This is a genomic window from Bradyrhizobium sp. McL0615, assembly GCF_049993905.1.
In the GTDB taxonomy this organism is placed as follows: domain Bacteria; phylum Pseudomonadota; class Alphaproteobacteria; order Rhizobiales; family Xanthobacteraceae; genus Bradyrhizobium.
On sequence record NZ_CP188254.1, the window covers coordinates 2,925,153 to 2,941,914 of the forward strand.

Below are 16,762 nucleotides of genomic sequence, written 5' to 3' on the forward strand. Positions count from 1 at the left end.
CGTTGTCGCATCTTAAAAAGAAAGTCCCGGAAGCCGCGAAGCCGCCGGGACCCGTGTTGAAGCCTGACTAGTCCTGTTTGGTCGCCCAGTAGAGCAGGACCTGGTTGTCGGCGCGCTGGCTCAGCTTGACTTTTTTCGACACGCCCCACGCCAGCGCCTGCTGGTGCAGCGGGATGTATCCAAAGTCCTTGGCGCCGACTTCGTAGGCCTGCTTGATCAGGATGTCGCGCTTGTTCGTGTCGGATTCCTGCAGCACCTGGTCGGCGAGTTCATCGAGCTTCTTGTTGCAGTAGCCAGCGAGGTTAGCCTCGCCGCGGCTGGATTTCGGATCGTCGCGGCAGCCCATGATGTCGTACAGGACGTTGTGGGAATCGAGCGTACCGGGCGTCCAGCCGAGCAGGTAGAACGAAGTCTGGTAACCGCCAGGCTTCAGCACCTTGGCGAAATACTGCGCCTTGGGCTGGGCCAGCAACGTCACCTTGACGCCGATGCGGGCGAGCATGCCGACCACGGCCTGACAGATCGCGGAGTCGTTGACATAGCGATCATTCGGGCAGTCCATCGTGACTTCGAACCCGTCCGGATAGCCGGCTTCGGTCAGGAGCTTCTTGGCGCCGTCGGGATCGAATTTCGGACGCGTGAAGTCACCGGACAGCTTGAACAATTGCGGCGCGATCATCAGTGCCGAGGGCGTCGACAGGCCGCGCATGACGCGGGTCTTGATCAGTTCGATATCGACGGCCTTGAAGAAGGCCTCGCGCACCTTGACATCCTTGAACGGGTTCTTGCCCTTGATGTTGGAATAAAGCAGTTCGTCGCGCACCTGGTCCATGCCGAGGAAGATGGTGCGAAGTTCCGGCCCTTTCAGCACCTGGGCATTCGGGCTGGAGTCCACCCGCGAAATATCCTGGATCGGAACCGGCTCGATGACGTCGACTTCACCCGAGAGCAAGGCGGCGACGCGCGTGGCGTCCGAGCCGATCGGGGTGAAGATGATTTCCTTGAGGTTATGCTCCGCCTTGCGCCACCAATTCGGGTTGGCCTTGTAGACGGTCTTGACGCCGGGCTGATGGCTCTCGACGGTAAAGGGGCCGGTGCCGTTGGCGTTGAGCGAGGCAAAGCTCGGCGTCGTTGCTGCGGCGGGCGTGGGCTCGACGGCGTTGTTCGCCTCGGCCCACTTCTTGTCCATGATGTACCAGGTATCCCATTGCGAATTGAGAATGGGATTGGGCGTTGGCAGGACGAAGTCCACCGTGTAGTCGTCGACCTTGACGACCTTGGTGCCGCTGGGAATGCGGGTCTGCAGGTTCGAGCCCTTCTTCTGGACGCGTTCCGCCGAGAAAATCACATCGTCCGCAGTGAAGGGGTCGCCGTTCTGGAATTTCACGCCCTTGCGCAAATGGAACCGCCAGCGGGTCGGCTCCGGTATTTCCCAGCTTTCCGCCAGCGCGGGGATGATCTTCAGGTCCCTGTCGCGTGCCACCAGGCCTTCGAAGACATGTCCGAGATGGGCGTGGGTGGTGCTTTCGTTCAGCGTGTAGGGGTCGAGTGACTTGAGGTCGCCCTGGTTGGCGTAACGCAGGGTCTGGGCCGACGCCGGCGCCATTGCCAAGGCTGTGGTCAAGGCGATGATTGAAGCCGTGGCCGTTACAAGCAAACTCCGACGTACCGACATTTGTTCGATTTCCCCGCTGTGATCAGCCATTTCCGCGAACTAGCGGCGGATATTGCCGAGCCATGTTGCCAGAGTCCAGCCACCGCGCAAGCATCATTATCCCGCATTGCATGCCGGTTTGCGCGGCGGTGCGGTATTGACTAGTTTCACCCTAAGCCGTGCGCGCAAGCACGCGACATTGAACTTTCGGAGTGCCAGATGGCGGAACTGAAGGCCGACGTACTCGTCCTGGGTGCGGGCATGGTCGGCGTGAGCGCCGCCTTGCACCTGCAGAAACGCGGCCGGGGCGTCGTTCTGATCGACCGGCACGAGTTGGCCGGCGAGGAAACCAGTCACGGCAATGGCGGACTGATCGAATGCGCCTCGGTCTTTCCCTACATGTTTCCGCGTGATCTCGGCCAGATCCTGCGCTACGCGTTCCTTCGCGCGCCGCAGGTGCGTTACCACTTCAAGGATTTGCCGGCCTTCCTGCCGTGGCTGGTACGCTATTTCCTCGCCTCGTCACCCGAGCGTGCACTGCACAGCGCGATGGCCGAATTGCCGTTGATCCAGCGCAGCCTGATCGAGCATGAGGCGCTGATCGCGGAAGCCAACGTGCCGGAGCTGTTGCGGCGGAACGGCTGGATCAAGCTGTTTCGCTCCGAGGCGACGCTGGCGGGCGCCGTGAGGGAGCTGGAGCGCGCCAGGCAGTATGGAGTCGCGGGCGAGATCCTGGACACGGCGGGCATAACTGCCCGCGAGCCGCATCTGACCGGTGATTTCAGCGGTGCCATCCATTTTCCGGCGCCGGGCTTCGTGCCGGATCCCGGCGGCCTGGCCAAAGCCTATTCGGCGCTGTTCGGCCGCAAAGGCGGGCGATACCTTGTCGGTGACGCACGAACGCTCGAACAGTCCGGCGGACGGTGGCGGGTGGCGACGCTGGAAGGCACGATCACCGCGCGCGACGTCGTGGTGGCGATGGGACCGTGGTCCGATCAGATTTTTGCGCCGCTCGGCTATTCGATCCCGCTTCAGGTCAAGCGTGGTTACCATTTGCACCTCAAGCCGCGCGGCAATGCGGTCTTGAACCATCCCGTGCTGGACACCGATCTCGGCTATCTCCTGGCGCCGATGAACCGCGGCATTCGCCTGACGACCGGCGCCGAGTTTGCTCACCGCGACGCGCCGCCGACGCCGGTCCAGGTCGAGCGAGCCCTGCCGCGGGCGCACCGGCTGTTCCCGCTGGGAGAGGCGGTTGACGCCGCACCGTGGAAGGGCGCGCGCCCCTGTTTGCCCGATATGTTGCCGGTGATCGGCAAGGCCCCCCGTCATAGCGGGCTATGGTTCGATTTCGGCCACCAGCACCACGGCCTGACGCTCGGACCCGCCACCGGCCGCCTGCTGGCGGAAATGATGACCGGCGAGACCCCGTTTGCCGATGTCAGGCCTTTTGCCGTCGAACGTTTTGGTTGACCATACCAGGCGATTGACGGGGGTGGGGGCGCGGTCTTGTCCTTGCGCGACGCGGGACATCGTGGCGATACTGTCACAAGCCAGCAAGAGGAGCGGTCATGAAAGTTAACGTCGAAGTGGATTGCACGCCGCTGGAGGCCAGGCAGTTTTTCGGCCTTCCGGACGTGCAGCCGATGCAGACGGCGGTGATGGACAAGATGCAGCAGCAGATGATGGCCAACATCGAAAAGGTTTCTCCGGAGTCGCTGATCCAGAGCTGGTTCACGTTCGATCCCAAGATCGCCGAGCGGTTCCAGGACATGTTCGTGACCATGGCCGGCCTTGGCGGCATGGGTCAGAAGGACAGGAAGTAAGTGGCTGTCGCGGAGGACGGGATGGCGGAAGAGCAAAAGCTACGCCCGCCGAGCCTGTTCCTGATGCTGGCCGAGGCGAGGGGACTGTTTGAGCTGAACTCGAGCCTCCTGCTGTCGCCGCTATTGTTGCGCGCCCCCAAGGGCGACGGGCATCCGGTGCTGACGCTGCCGGGTTTTCTCGCCAGCGATCTTTCGATGGCGCCGATGCGGCGCTACCTCAAGGAGCTCGGCTACGACGCCCATGCGTGGAACATGGGCCGCAATCTCGGCGGCGTCGCTTCCAAGCGCGTCGCGTTGCGCGATCTCCTGCAGCGCATTCACGACCAGAGCGGCCGCAAGGTCAGCCTGATCGGCTGGAGTCTCGGCGGTGTCTATGCGCGCGATCTCGCTTTGCAGGCGCCGGACATGGTGCGCTCCGTGATCACGCTCGGCAGTCCGTTTGCCAACGACATCCGGGCGACCAACGCCACGCGGCTCTATGAGGCGCTGTCGGGGGAGGCCGTCGACGACAATCCGGAGATCCGGGAGGCGATCGCCGGTGACCTGCCGGTGCCGGCGACCTCGATCTATTCGCGTACCGACGGCATCGTGAACTGGCACACCAGCCTGTTGCGTCCCTCCAGCACGGCCGAAAACATCGAGGTGTACTTCGCCAGCCATATCGGGCTCGGCGTCAACCCCGCAGCATTATGGGCGGTGGCCGACCGTCTGGCGCAGCCCGAAGGGGAATTTAAGCATTTTGACCGATCAGGACCTTTTGTCATTGCCTACGGCCCCCCTGAAAATGCACAATCCTGAGCAACGCCCTGAGCTTAGGGCGTGAACCCGAAAGATCCCGCCCTGCAATTGATGCGGGATGGTGAGAGGTTTTCGGATATGCTCCAATAACAAATACATTCTAGACGCCAGAAGCGCCGCCAAGGCGTCGCGTTTTCTACTGCGGGAGGAATATATGGCGGACGCCAAGAAACTGTCTTCGATGGACGCGTCGTTTCTGTATCTGGAAACGCCGGAGATGCCGATGCATGTCGGCAGCATGGCGATCTTCCGCCTGCCGGAGAATTACAACGGCAACTTCTTCGAGGACTTCAAGGCGATGATCGCCTCGCGGTTGCATATCGCGCCGATCCTCAAAGCCCGCCTGGAAAAGGCGCCGCTCGACATCGATCATCCGTCCTGGGTCGAGGACGACCAGTTCGACATCGACCGGCACATCTTCCGCGGCAGCCTGCCGGCGCCGTATGACCGCGCCACGCTGGAACGCATCGTCGGCTGGATGCATGCCAAGCTGCTCAACCGCGCCCGGCCGCTGTGGGAGTTCTATGTCTTCGAGGGCATGAAGGACAACGAGATCGGGCTTTATTCCAAGATGCATCACGCCTGCATCGACGGCGGCGCCGGTGCTGCGCTGACCAACATGATCTATGACGTCACCCCGGTGCCGCGCGTGGTCGAGCAACCCATACCGCAGGCCAAGGGCGGCAACGAGCCGCGCGACATCGCCGCCAACCTGATCGATTCCTACCAGCAGCTCTGGCGCCAACCCTTCGACGGCTCGTCGACGCCTAAGACCCTCGACCTGCCGCGTTCCGGCAAGAGCGATCTCGGATCGATCCTGTTCGACAACGCGATGTTCCAGATCGAGAGCGCGGTAAAGTTCGCCGGCAGCATTCCGGCGATGCTCAAGAGCGTCTCCGACGTGGTCGGCAAGATCTCCGATCCGAAGTCGCGCGACAGCATCGCCAGCATGGTTTCGCCGCCGACGATTTTGAACAAGGCGATTTCGTCGGAACGCAGCTTTGCCGGCACCTCGATCTCGCTGTCGCGGGCCAAGGCGGTCGCCAAGGCATCTGGCGGCAAGCTCAACGACGTGGTGCTGGCGCTATCCTCGGGCGTGGTCCGGCGCTATCTGCTGGAGCGCGGCGCTCTACCCGCCAAGTCGATGACGGCAGCGGTGCCGATCTCGCTGCGCGAGGAGGGCAACACCGAGGCCAACAACCAGGTGTTCGGCATGATCTGCTCGATCGCCACCAATATCGAGGACCCGAAGGCGCGGCTGGAGGCGATCATCGCGCAATCCACCAAGTCCAAGGAGATGTCGCATCCGTTGCGGGCGTTCATGCCGCAGGTCTCCAATATCTCGATGCTGGGTGCGCCGATCCTGGTGCAGATCCTGGCGCTGCTCTACAGCCGCTCGGACCTGTCGAACGTGTTGCCGCCGTCCGCCAACATCACGGTGTCCAACGTGCCGGGGCCGCGGCAGACGCTGTACGCGGCGGGCGCGGAATTGCTGCACATCTTCCCGGTGTCGATCTCGACCCACGGGATCGCGCTCAACATCACCGTGCAGAGCTATCGCGACCAGCTCGATTTCGGCTTCATCGCCGGCGCCAACATCATTCCGCATGTCCAGGTGATGTGCGACATGCTGCCGGTCGAATTTGAAGCGCTGGAGGCGGCGTTCGCGCCGCCGCCGAGCATGACCAGCGCCGCTGAATAGGGTTTTGTGATGATTGAAATGCCGCCGCTGCAGTTCGCCCAGGTGAACGGTATTCGCATGGGCTATTACGAGGCGGGGTCGGCCTCCGACAAGCCACCGGTCATCCTGTGCCACGGCTGGCCGGAAATCGCGTTCTCCTGGCGTCACCAGATCAAAGCCTTGAGCGAGGCAGGCATCCGGGTGATTGCGCCAGACCAGCGCGGCTATGGCGCGACCGACCGGCCCGAGCCGGTCGAGGCCTACGATATGGAGCACCTGACCGGCGACCTCGTCGGTCTGCTCGATCATCTCAAGATCGACAAGGCGATCTTCGTCGGCCACGACTGGGGCGGCTTCATCGTCTGGCAGATGCCGCTGCGGCATCCGTCACGCGTTGCCGGCGTCGTCGGCGTCAACACCCCGCATTGGGATCGCGCGCCGGCCGATCCGATCGAGCTGTTTCGCCAGCGTTTCGGCGACAAGATGTACATTGTGCAATTCCAGGACCCCGGCCGCGAACCGGACAGGATTTTCGGAGGCCGCGTTGAGCAGACTTTCGATGCGTTCATGCGCAAGCCGGTGGCACGCCCCGAAGGGACGCCGGAGGAACAGCCGATCGCCGGCGTCGGCGCCTCGCCGCGGCTCAATCTCGCGTTTCCGCAGATGATCGCGAATTACGACGCCAAGCACGATCCGCGCACGCCGATCCTGTCGCCGGAGGAAAAGAAGGTGTTCGTCGATACCTTCACCAAAACCGGATTCACCGGTGGCATCAACTGGTACCGCAACTTTACGCGCAATTGGCAGCGCTCGAAGGGGCTCGATCATCACGTACACGTCCCGTCGCTGATGATCATGGCCGAGAACGATGCGGTGCTGCCGCCATCGGCCGCCGACGGCATGGAGAAGCTCGTCCCCGATCTGGAGAAATATCTGGTGCGCGGCAGCGGCCATTGGACGCAGCAGGAAAAGCCGGACGAGGTCAGCGCCAAGCTGATCGAATGGCGTAAGAAAAGATTTGGGTAGAAAGCTAACGCGTCGTCATTGCGAGGAGCGAAGTGACGAAGCAATCCATTCTTTCTTTTCGCCGAGCGATGGATTGCTTCCGCCTTCGCTCCTTGAGCTACGGCGGACAAGTCGCTTCGCTCGCAATGACGGTTTAGGCAGGCAGGAGATACTTCGACAATGGCGTCCCCCAATAAACTGAATCCGATACCGCATCCGCCGAAGAAGCCTGTCGTCGGCAATATGCTGTCGCTGGATCCGAATGCGCCGGTGCAGCATCTGGTGCGGCTGACCAAGGAGCTGGGGCCGATCTTCTGGCTCGACATGATGGGCGCGCCGCTCGTCATCGTTGCCGGCCACGATCTGATCGACGAACTCTCCGACGAAAAGCGCTTCGACAAGGCGGTGCGCGGTTCGCTGCGCCGCGTCCGCGCCGTCGGCGGCGACGGGCTGTTTACCGCCGATACCAGCGAGCCGAACTGGAGCAAGGCGCACAACATCCTGCTGCAGCCGTTCGGTAACCGCGCGATGACGTCCTATCATCCGAGCATGGTGGATATCGCCGAGCAGCTCGTGAAGAAATGGGAGCGGCTCAACGGCGACGAGGAGATCGACGTCGTCCACGATATGACCGCGCTGACGCTCGACACCATCGGGTTGTGCGGCTTCGACTATCGCTTCAATTCGTTCTATCGCCGCGATTATCACCCGTTCGTGGAATCGCTGGTGCGGTCGCTCGAGACCATCATGATGACGCGCGGTATTCCGCTGGAAGGCCTGTGGCTGCAGAAGCGGCGCAAGACGCTCGCCGAGGACGTCGCCTTCATGAACAAGATGGTCGACGAGATCATCGCCGAGCGCCGCGGCAATGCCGAGGCGGCCGAGGGCAAGAAGGATATGCTCGGTGCCATGATGACCGGCGTCGATCGCGCCACCGGCGAGCAGCTCGACGACGTCAACATCCGCTACCAGATCAACACATTCCTGATCGCGGGCCACGAGACCACCAGTGGATTGTTGTCGTGCACGATCTATGCGCTGCTCAAGCACCCCGACGTGCTCAAGAAGGCCTATGAGGAAGTCGACCGCGTGCTCGGGCCTGACATCAACGCAAGGCCGACCTATCAGCAGGTTACGCAGCTCACCTACATCACGCAGATCCTGAAGGAGGCGCTGCGGCTGTGGCCGCCGGCACCGGCCTACGGCATCGCGCCGCTGCAGGACGAGACGATCGGCGGCAAGTACAAACTAAGGAAGAACACGTTCGTTACAGTGCTCGTGATGGCGTTGCATCGCGATCCCAGCGTCTGGGGACCGAACCCGGATGCCTTCGATCCCGAGAATTTCAGCCGCGAGGCCGAGGCCAAGCGGCCGGTCAACGCCTGGAAGCCGTTCGGCAACGGCCAGCGCGCCTGCATCGGACGCGGCTTTGCGATGCATGAAGCGGCACTCGCCATCGGCATGATCCTGCAGCGCTTCAAGCTGATCGATATCAATCGCTACCAGATGCACCTGAAGGAAACGCTGACGATCAAGCCCGACGGCTTCAAGATCAAGGTTCGGCCGCGCGCCGACAAGGACCGTGGCGCGTTCGCCGGTCGGGCGGCCGTGGCTGCCGCCGCCTCGAACGCGGCAGCACCGCAGGCGCGGACCCGTCCGGGGCACAACACGCCGCTGTTGGTGCTCTACGGCTCTAACCTCGGCACGGCGGAAGAACTGGCAACACGGGTAGCCGACCTCGCCGAGGTCAACGGCTTTGCGACCAAGCTCGGCGCGCTCGACGATTATGTCGGCAAGCTGCCGGAAGAGGGCGGGCTGCTGATCTTCTGCGCCTCCTACAATGGCGCAGCCCCTGATAATGCCACGCAGTTCGTCAAATGGCTGGACAGCGGCCTGCCAAAGGATGCGCTCGCCAAGGTGCGCTATGCCGTGTTCGGTTGCGGCAACAGCGACTGGGCCGCCACCTATCAATCCGTGCCGCGCATGATCGACGAGCAGTTGGCGGCGCACGGCGCGCGCAGTCTCTATGGCCGCGGCGAGGGCGATGCGCGCAGCGATCTCGACGGCCAGTTCGAAAAATGGTTCGCAGCGGCCGCGCCCGCCGCGATGAAGGAGTTAGGCGTCGATTCCAGTTTCGCCCGCAGCGCCGACGACGCGCCGCTCTATTCGATCGAGCCGGTGGCGCCCTCCGCCGTCAACGTGCTCGTTGCGCAGGGTGGCGTTTCACCGATGAAAGTGTCGGTCAATTCCGAGCTGCAGAGCAAAAGCGGCGCCAATCCTTCCGACCGCTCGACCCGGCACATCGAGGTGCAGTTGCCACCCGGCATCACCTATCGTGTCGGCGACCATCTCAGCGTCGTCCCGCGCAACGATCCCGCGCTGGTGGATTCCGTCGCGCGCCGTTTCGGTTTCCTGCCGGCCGATCAGATCCGGCTGCAGGTCGCGGAAGGCCGCCGCGCGCAATTGCCGGTGGGCGATGTCGTGTCGGTCGGGCGATTGCTCACCGAATTCGTCGAGCTGCAGCAGATCGCGACCCGCAAGCAGATCCAGATCATGTCGGAACAGACGCGCTGTCCGGTCACCAAACCAAAACTGCTCGCCTATATCGGTGACGATGCGGCTTCCGCGGAGCGCTATCGCTCGGACGTGCTGGCCAAGCGCAAATCGGTGTTCGACCTGCTGGAGGAATATCCGGCCTGCGAACTGCCGTTCCACGCCTACCTCGAAATGCTGTCGCTGCTGGCGCCGCGCTACTACTCGATCTCGTCGTCGCCCTCGATCGACGCGGCGCGCTGCAGCGTCACGGTCGGCGTCGTCGAAGCGCCCGCCAGTTCGGGCCGCGGCGTCTACAAGGGCGTCTGCTCGAACTATCTCTCCGGCCGCCGCGTCGGCGACAGCGTGCATGCCACCGTGCGCGAGACCAAGGCCGGCTTCCGCTTACCGGACGATCCTGCCGTGCCCGTGATCATGATCGGTCCCGGTACCGGGCTGGCGCCATTCCGCGGCTTCCTGCAGGAGCGGGCGCACCGCAAGGCGCAAGGGGCCACGCTGGGGCCGGCGATGCTGTTCTTCGGCTGCCGACATCCCGAACAGGATTTTCTCTACGCAGACGAACTGAAAGCCTTCGCTGCCGACGGCATTGTCGACCTGCACACCGCATTCTCGCGCGCCGACGGGCCGAAGACCTATGTGCAGCATCAGGTGACGGCGCAGAAAGCGCGCGTCTGGAGCCTGATCGAGCAGGGCGCAATCGTCTATGTCTGCGGCGACGGCGGCAAGATGGAGCCTGATGTCAAGGCCGCGCTGGTTGCGATCTACCGTGAAAAGTCCGGCGGCGACGCCGAGGCCGGCCTGCGCTGGATCGACGATCTCGGCACCAAGAACCGTTACGTGCTGGATGTATGGGCGGGTGGGTAGGCTGGCCCCCGCTGTCGTCCTCCGCGAAAGCGGGGGACCCAGTACGCCGCGGCCTCTCGTTTCAATCACTGGCGTCTCTGGAATACTGGATCGTCCGGTCGAGCCGGACGATGACAGCGTTTGGTGCTAAAGCAGTTGCATGATTCCTTGGGAAAAACTCGACACCGCGCGCATTCCCGGCACCGAGGATGAACTCCGCCTGATGCGCCGCGGCAAGGAGTTCTCCATCATGCTCGGCACCAACGAGCTGATGAACAGCCGCCTCTCGGGCTCGGAAGCCGCGCTCGCGACGCTTGCGGCGAAGAAGATCGAGAAGGTTGCAAAACCCCATATGCTCGTCGGCGGCCTCGGCATGGGCTTTACGCTGCGGGCAGCGCTGGGGGCGCTCGGCAACAAGGCGCAAATCGTGGTGGTTGAACTCGTCCCGGCCGTCGTCGCCTGGGCGCGCGGCCCGATGGCGGAAATTTTTGGCGACAGCCTCCGCGATCCCCGCGTCAGCATCCGGGAAGCCGACGTTACCGAAATCATCCGCACCCACCGTTCGAAATTCGATGCCATTTTGCTCGACGTCGATAACGGTCCGGAAGGCCTGACCCGCAAGGCCAATGATGCGCTCTACAGTTCAGCAGGATTGAAAGCGGCGCACACCGCGCTGCGACCGGGCGGCGTGCTGGCGGTCTGGTCGTCCGGGCAGAACCCGGCATTCGCAAAACGCCTGCGTGGCGCAGGCTTCGACGTCAACGAAGTCAACATCCGCGCCACCGGCAAAGGCGGCGGCGCCCGCCACATCATCTGGATCGCGACAAAGAATTAAGCCGCCTTTGCCGCCGCGCGATGGGCGTGCTCGTCGATCGCGCCGATGATCTGCGGCCACATCGGAATCGGGAGCGCGTGGCCCATGCCTTCGATCATCAGCAACTTCGCGCCGGGTATTGACGCCGCGGTGTCCTTGCCGCCTTCGGGACGGACCAGCGGATCGACGGTGCCGTGAATGACCAGCGTCGGAATCTTGACCTGCGCCAGCCGTTCCTTGCGGCTGCCGGAGGCCAGTACTGCGCGCAGTTGGCGCCCGACGCCGGCCGGATTGAGGCCGCGATCGAAGGTGCGGGCGGCGCGTGAGGGATCGAGCGCCTCGTCTTCCGGGAACGAGCCGACGCGCAGCACCTTCCAGGTCTTGGCAAACCGAGCGAAATACTCTTCCTTGGTGGTGGGCGGCGGCGCCATCAGTACAGCGGCAGCCTCGCGCGTCGGCGGCGGAACTTTCGGGTTGCCCGTGGTCGACATGATCGAGGTGAGCGAACGCACCCGCTGCGGGAACGACAGCGCGACTTCCTGGGCGATCATGCCGCCCATCGAGGCGCCGACCAGATGCGCGGACTTGATGCCGAGCACGTCCATCAGGCCCACCGTGTCCTTGGCCATGTCGATCAGTTGGTAGGTCGCTGCGACCGGGATCTTCAGGAACCGCAGCTTGAGCAGCTCGAATGGGGTGAGACGCTTGCCGCCCGAAAGATGCGAGGATTTGCCGATGTCGCGGTTGTCGAAGCGGATGACGCGAAAGCCGCGCGCGGCGAGCTGGCGACAGAAATCGTCATCCCAATGGATCATCTGGGCGCCGAGGCCCATGATCAGCAACAGCGGTTCCGCGGCCGGATCGCCGAAAATTTCGTAGCAGATGTCGATGCCGTTGGCGCGAGCGGTCTGTGGCGGCTGATGGGCGAGCATCGCGTTTGTCTTCCCTTGGGTGACCTGAGCTTTGAGCAACTATGGCACGGTTTCCCGCACCGCAGAAGGCTTTGCAGTGGTTGACCGGCCAGCCGCAACGGTGTGGTATGGGCCAACACAAGCGAAGCGTGGCAAGCGCTCGTGACCTTTCGGGAGAGGGCGCCTATGGCCGACAAAGGCAACGATCCTGCCGTGATCTGGCAGACCATGCTCGGAGAAATGGAGAAGGGCTTCAACTCCTTCGCCAACCAGGCGATGGCATCGCCTGAATTCTCAAAGGTGATGAACCAGGTCGGCGGCGTGTCGGCGGGCGCGCAAAAGCAGCTCGGCGAGCTGATGGAGAAATACCTGCTCGCGATGAACCTGCCGAGCCGGGCGCAGATGGTCGGCATGGCCGAACGGCTGCAGTCGATAGAGGGCCAGCTCAACGAGATCAAGGCGATGCTGCACCAGGTGCATCATAACTCGCTGGCAACGGACGGCGGCGCCGGCACGCCGCGGCCGCCGCGCACCAAGCGTCCGCCAACGGAGGGAGAGCCAAAATGAATGCTCCCGCAGGCCTCGATCTGGCGTCGATCCCGGAGCGGATCCAGTCCGAGGTGCAGCGCGCGATCCAGCGCAGCATCAAGGGCGTCGAATACATTGCTTCATCGGGTCCATCGCTCGGCTCGACGCCAAAGGACATTCTGGCCGTTCGCGGCACCATGAACCTCTATCACTATCGCCCGATGGCGGATGAAATCTACCGCATTCCGATCCTGATCGTGATGGCGACCACCAACCGCGGTTACATCCTCGACCTGGTGCCGGGCCAGAGCTTTATCGAGTTTCTGCTGAAGCGTGGCTACGACGTCTACATGCTGGACTGGACCGCGCCGAAGCCGGAGGAAAAATCCCTGCGCATGGAGGACTACGTCCTCGATTTCATCCCGGATTGCGTTCGCCGCGTGCAACAGGATTCCGGCGAGCAAGACGTCAACGTGATCGGCTATTGCTTCGGCGGCGTGCTGTCGCTGCTGTACGGCTCGATCTTCAACGACGGGCCGATGAAGAACCTGATCTGCTTCACCACGCCGATCGACTTTCGCGAGATGAAGCTGTTTTCGAATTTCTCCGATCGGCGCTATTTCGATGTCGATCGCCTCGTCGACAGCGTCGGCAATGTGCCGCCGGAAATGATCCTGTCGTCATTCGAGATGCTGCGGCCGGCGTCGCGCGCGGTCAGCCAGGTGCAATTGTGGGAGAACATCTGGAACGACGAATACGTCAAGGCCTACCGGATGATGGATCGCTGGGGCACGGATACCTTGCCGTTGGCCGGCGAGTACTTTCGCACCATTACCAAGGACCTGATGTGGGACAACAAGCTTTACAACGACACCATGACGGTCGGCGGGCGCGCGGCTGACATCGCCGACATCAAGGTGCCGATCCTGCATGCGGTCGCCGAGCACGATCACATCGTGCCCTATGATGCCGCAAAACACCTGATTACCAAGGTCGGCTCGACCGACAAGGAAGAGGTGATGCTGAAGGGCGGCCACGTCAGCCTCGTCGCCGGCGCCAACGCCATCAAGCGGCTGTGGCCGAAACTGGATTCCTGGTTAGGTAAGAGATCAACATGAGCGAAACACGTTCCTATCCGCGCCACGTCAAGACCGACGCCGGCGACATCGAATTCCGCCTGATGGCGCGCAGCGACGAAGCCGCCGTGCTGGCCTTCGCGCAAAAGCTCCCGACGCACGATCTGCTGTTTCTGCCGCGCAACATCAGCCAGCCCAAAGTGCTGTCGGCCTGGATCAACGAGATCGAGCGCGGCGCGATCGTGAGCCTGGTGGCGATCAAGGGCGGGGCGGTGGTCGGCTGCGGCACGCTGGTGCGCGACCCGCATTCCTGGTCGCCCCATGTCGGCGAAATCCGGATGGTGGTGTCGCTCGATGTCCGCGGGCAGGGGGTTGGACGGGCGCTGTCGCAGGAGACCTTCGCACTGGCCTTGGGCGCCGGCCTGGAAAAGCTGTCGGTGCAGATGACGGTCGACCAGCAGGCGGCGATCGGGCTGTTCGAAAGCCTCGGCTTCAAGGCCGAAGCGCTGCTGCGGGATCACGTCCGGGACGTCGACGGCAAGAAGCACGACATCGTCGTGCTCGGGCATAATGTGGCGCAGGTGCGGGCGCAGATGGAAGCCTACGGGTTGCCGGGAGCGGTCCAGCACTGACCGGCCGGACACCGCCCGGACAACTGATCGGCCGGACACCGCCCGGACAAAAACTCGCAAAACAACCCCATGCAAAGTAGGTGGGGTTTGCTCCGGCATTAGACTAAAGTGGAAATTTTGCCGGTTCTGCGGGCAAAGCGCCTATCCATCGGTCCGTTCACGGATTCGTGATATCGCGCTGCAACATTGATGTTGCGCCGCACCATTAACTATGGCACAACGATCTCGCCCCGGGCCAATCCGGACGGGGTGAGCCCATAGCTCAAACCTGAGGATGGAGAAACCCCAATGACCACCGAAACCAATTCCGTGCTGAACACCGTCAAGGAAGCCTTCGCGCCCGTCACCGAGGCGTTCACCAAGCTCCGGAACCTGGAAGTTCCGGAAGCTGCCCGTGACTTCGTGAAGAAGCAGGCCGAGACCGCCAAGGTTCGCGCCGCCGACATGCATGCCGGTTCTGAGAAGGTCACCGCTGCCATCGAGACCGCCGTTGCCGGTTCGGTCACCGAGGCCGCCAAGATCAGCCGCAACATCCAGCAGGCGTTCTATCAGGACGCGGAAGCGTTCTTCGCCGGCATCGACAAGCTCGCTTCGGCCAAGTCGCTGAGCGAAGCTGCCCAGATCCAGTCGGACATGGTCCGTGCGCGTGGCGAAGTGTTCGTCTCGCGGGCGAAGGCCACCACCGAATATCTCGGCAAGCTCGTCACCGAGGGTGCCAAGAACGCGCAGGACAACTTCTCCAAGGTCTACTCCAAGACCGCCTGATCGCGATCCGCCTGACAACTGCATTTTCGAAGGCCCGCTTAGGCGGGCCTTCTTTTTGTCCGGCGTCGGCATAGATCAATGTTGCATCCTCCGCCGTCATTGCGAGGAGCGTAAGCGGACGACTTGTCCGCCGAAGCTCAACGGGCGAAGGCGGAAGCTATCCATCTCTTCGCTCGCGGTGAGATGGATTGCTTCGCTGCGCTCGCAATGACGGGGTACGCTGACACAGGCGCGAATCTTCTTCGAAAGCCGTCATGAGCCTTCCCGGCACCTTCGTCATCGACACTCCCGGCGACGCCGCCCGCGCCGCCGAGCTGCGGCGCGTGAAACTGCTGGCGACGTCGGTACTGGCGGCGACGTTTGCGATTTTTCTCGGCGCGAAGGCGTTGCTGCCGTTGCATCCGGTGTTCGGCTTCATCGCAGCCTTTGCCGAGGCCGCGACCATTGGCGGTCTGGCCGACTGGTACGCCGTGGTCGCCTTGTTCAAACGGCCTTTAAGCCTGCCGATCCCCCACACCGCGATCATCCAGAGCAACCAGCAGCGCATCGCCGACAAGCTAGGCGAATTCATCGAGGTGCACTTTCTGGAGTCCGCTCCGGTCGAAGCAAAACTGCGGCAGATCGATTTCGGCTCGTTCATCGCCGACTGGCTGCGCGACCGCAAGCGCAGCGAGGATCTCGCGCGCTTCGCGCTGCGGCTGTTGCCGGAGGCGGTCGCGGCCACGGAGAATTCCGGGCTGATGACCTTCGTCAGCCGCCGCATCACCGCGCAACTGATGGCGATCGATCTGGCGCCGCTCGCCGCCGGAACGCTGCGCGCCTTCGTGAAGGAGGGGCGGCATCAGGGCTTGCTCGACGATCTCCTGCGCGGCGTGCATCAGACCATGACGCAAGCCGAGACCATGGCGATGATCCGCGAAAAGATCCGCGCCGAATTGCCGACGCTTTTGAAGCTGTATCGCGCCGACAAGTTTTTGGTGAACAAGATCGTGGCGTCAGCCAGCGCGTTCTTCGAGGAAGTCCGCAACGATCCCGCGCATCCGTTCCGCGGCGAATTCGACCGCATGGTGCTGACCTTCGTCGATCGGCTCGGCACCGATCCGGCCTATGCCGAGCGCATCCAGGGCCTGAAGCGCGATCTGTTGGCGCGCCCCGAACTGTCCGATCTCGCGCGCCACATCTGGGCGAACGCGCGCTCGTTCTTCGAGCGCAGCGCTTCGGGCGAGACGCAGGTGCTGGAGCAATATCTGGTGCGCATGTTCGTGACGGCGGGCGAGGCGCTGGCCGGTGACGTCGAACTGCGCACCGAAATCAATCAGGGCCTGGTGGCCGTGCTGCGAACGGTCGTCGCCGAACAGAAGAGCGGCGTCTCGACTTTCATCTCCGACCAGGTGAAATCGTGGGACATGGGGCAGTTGATCTCGCTGATCGAAATCAACATCGGCCGCGACCTGCAATACATCCGCTTCAATGGCTCGCTGATCGGCGGCCTTGCAGGACTGGCGCTCTACACGCTCGAATATCTGCTGCGGCTGTTGTGACTAATTAATCACGTCAATGTTTTTAGTTGGCCCAGTCCGTACTGGGCCGGCTTGCAAGACGAAAATCGGTTCCCTAGCTTTTTATGGAACCATGTTGCGTTGCGGAACGATTCTGCTGCGTTTGCGTCTACTTAA

14 protein-coding genes are annotated in these 16,762 nt (G+C 62.9%); 12 read left to right on the top strand and 2 right to left on the bottom strand.

What is annotated here, in order from left to right; genetic code table 11:
• Positions 1 to 67: 67 nt before the first annotated feature.
• Complete coding sequence (locus ACPPVP_RS13925; protein WP_426535099.1) at positions 68 to 1,675, bottom strand: ABC transporter substrate-binding protein; 1,608 nt, start codon at positions 1,673 to 1,675, stop codon at positions 68 to 70.
• A 198-nt stretch (positions 1,676 to 1,873) separates the two neighbouring features.
• Here ACPPVP_RS13925 and ACPPVP_RS13930 point away from each other — a divergent pair, with 198 nt between their 5' ends.
• The 7 genes from ACPPVP_RS13930 (at position 1,874) to ACPPVP_RS13960 (ending at position 11,195) form a co-directional block, all read left to right on the top strand.
• Positions 1,874 to 3,127 carry an NAD(P)/FAD-dependent oxidoreductase gene (locus ACPPVP_RS13930; RefSeq protein ID WP_426535101.1) on the top strand — a complete coding sequence of 418 codons (1,254 nt, stop codon included), beginning with the start codon at positions 1,874 to 1,876 and terminating at the stop codon, positions 3,125 to 3,127.
• A gap of 98 nt (positions 3,128 to 3,225) precedes the next feature.
• Complete coding sequence (locus ACPPVP_RS13935) at positions 3,226 to 3,480, top strand: DUF6489 family protein (RefSeq protein ID WP_426535103.1); 255 nt, start codon at positions 3,226 to 3,228, stop codon at positions 3,478 to 3,480.
• A 21-nt stretch (positions 3,481 to 3,501) separates the two neighbouring features.
• Positions 3,502 to 4,278 (top strand): esterase/lipase family protein, encoded by a 777-nt coding sequence (locus ACPPVP_RS13940; RefSeq protein WP_426535105.1) that lies wholly within the window; start codon positions 3,502 to 3,504, stop codon positions 4,276 to 4,278.
• A gap of 154 nt (positions 4,279 to 4,432) precedes the next feature.
• On the top strand, positions 4,433 to 5,980 hold the full coding sequence (locus ACPPVP_RS13945; protein ID WP_426535107.1) for a WS/DGAT/MGAT family O-acyltransferase: 1,548 nt from the start codon (positions 4,433 to 4,435) through the stop codon (positions 5,978 to 5,980).
• 9 nt (positions 5,981 to 5,989) lie between these two features.
• A complete protein-coding gene (locus ACPPVP_RS13950) occupies positions 5,990 to 6,985 on the top strand; it encodes an alpha/beta fold hydrolase (protein WP_426535109.1) in 996 nt (331 codons plus the stop codon).
• 159 nt (positions 6,986 to 7,144) lie between these two features.
• Positions 7,145 to 10,381, top strand: a complete 3,237-nt coding sequence (locus ACPPVP_RS13955) for a bifunctional cytochrome P450/NADPH--P450 reductase (protein WP_426535111.1) — start codon at positions 7,145 to 7,147, stop codon at positions 10,379 to 10,381.
• Positions 10,382 to 10,520: 139 nt separating this feature from the next.
• Positions 10,521 to 11,195, top strand: a complete 675-nt coding sequence (locus ACPPVP_RS13960) for a spermidine synthase (RefSeq protein WP_426535113.1) — start codon at positions 10,521 to 10,523, stop codon at positions 11,193 to 11,195.
• Here the strand turns inward: ACPPVP_RS13960 and ACPPVP_RS13965 are convergent.
• Entirely contained in the window at positions 11,192 to 12,106 is a 915-nt protein-coding gene (locus ACPPVP_RS13965; RefSeq protein WP_426535115.1) for an alpha/beta fold hydrolase, read from the bottom strand. The genes ACPPVP_RS13960 and ACPPVP_RS13965 overlap by 4 nt on opposite strands.
• A gap of 165 nt (positions 12,107 to 12,271) precedes the next feature.
• On the opposite strand from ACPPVP_RS13965, the gene ACPPVP_RS13970 reads away from it, so the two are divergent.
• The 5 genes from ACPPVP_RS13970 to ACPPVP_RS13990 all read left to right on the top strand — a co-directional run bounded on the left by ACPPVP_RS13970 (position 12,272) and on the right by ACPPVP_RS13990 (position 16,627).
• Complete coding sequence (locus ACPPVP_RS13970) at positions 12,272 to 12,652, top strand: hypothetical protein (protein ID WP_426535117.1); 381 nt, start codon at positions 12,272 to 12,274, stop codon at positions 12,650 to 12,652.
• The gene (locus ACPPVP_RS13975; protein WP_426535119.1) at positions 12,649 to 13,731 is read left to right on the top strand and encodes a PHA/PHB synthase family protein; all 1,083 of its coding nucleotides are present in this window, start codon (positions 12,649 to 12,651) and stop codon (positions 13,729 to 13,731) included. The genes ACPPVP_RS13970 and ACPPVP_RS13975 overlap by 4 nt, the downstream gene beginning before the upstream one ends.
• Complete coding sequence (locus ACPPVP_RS13980; RefSeq protein ID WP_426535121.1) at positions 13,728 to 14,321, top strand: N-acetyltransferase family protein; 594 nt, start codon at positions 13,728 to 13,730, stop codon at positions 14,319 to 14,321. The genes ACPPVP_RS13975 and ACPPVP_RS13980 overlap by 4 nt, the downstream gene beginning before the upstream one ends.
• A gap of 288 nt (positions 14,322 to 14,609) precedes the next feature.
• Positions 14,610 to 15,086: a phasin gene (locus ACPPVP_RS13985; RefSeq protein ID WP_426535124.1), complete on the top strand. Its 477-nt coding sequence runs from the start codon at positions 14,610 to 14,612 to the stop codon at positions 15,084 to 15,086.
• 254 nt (positions 15,087 to 15,340) lie between these two features.
• A complete protein-coding gene (locus ACPPVP_RS13990) occupies positions 15,341 to 16,627 on the top strand; it encodes a DUF445 domain-containing protein (protein ID WP_426535126.1) in 1,287 nt (428 codons plus the stop codon).
• The last annotated feature ends 135 nt before the right edge of the window (positions 16,628 to 16,762 follow it).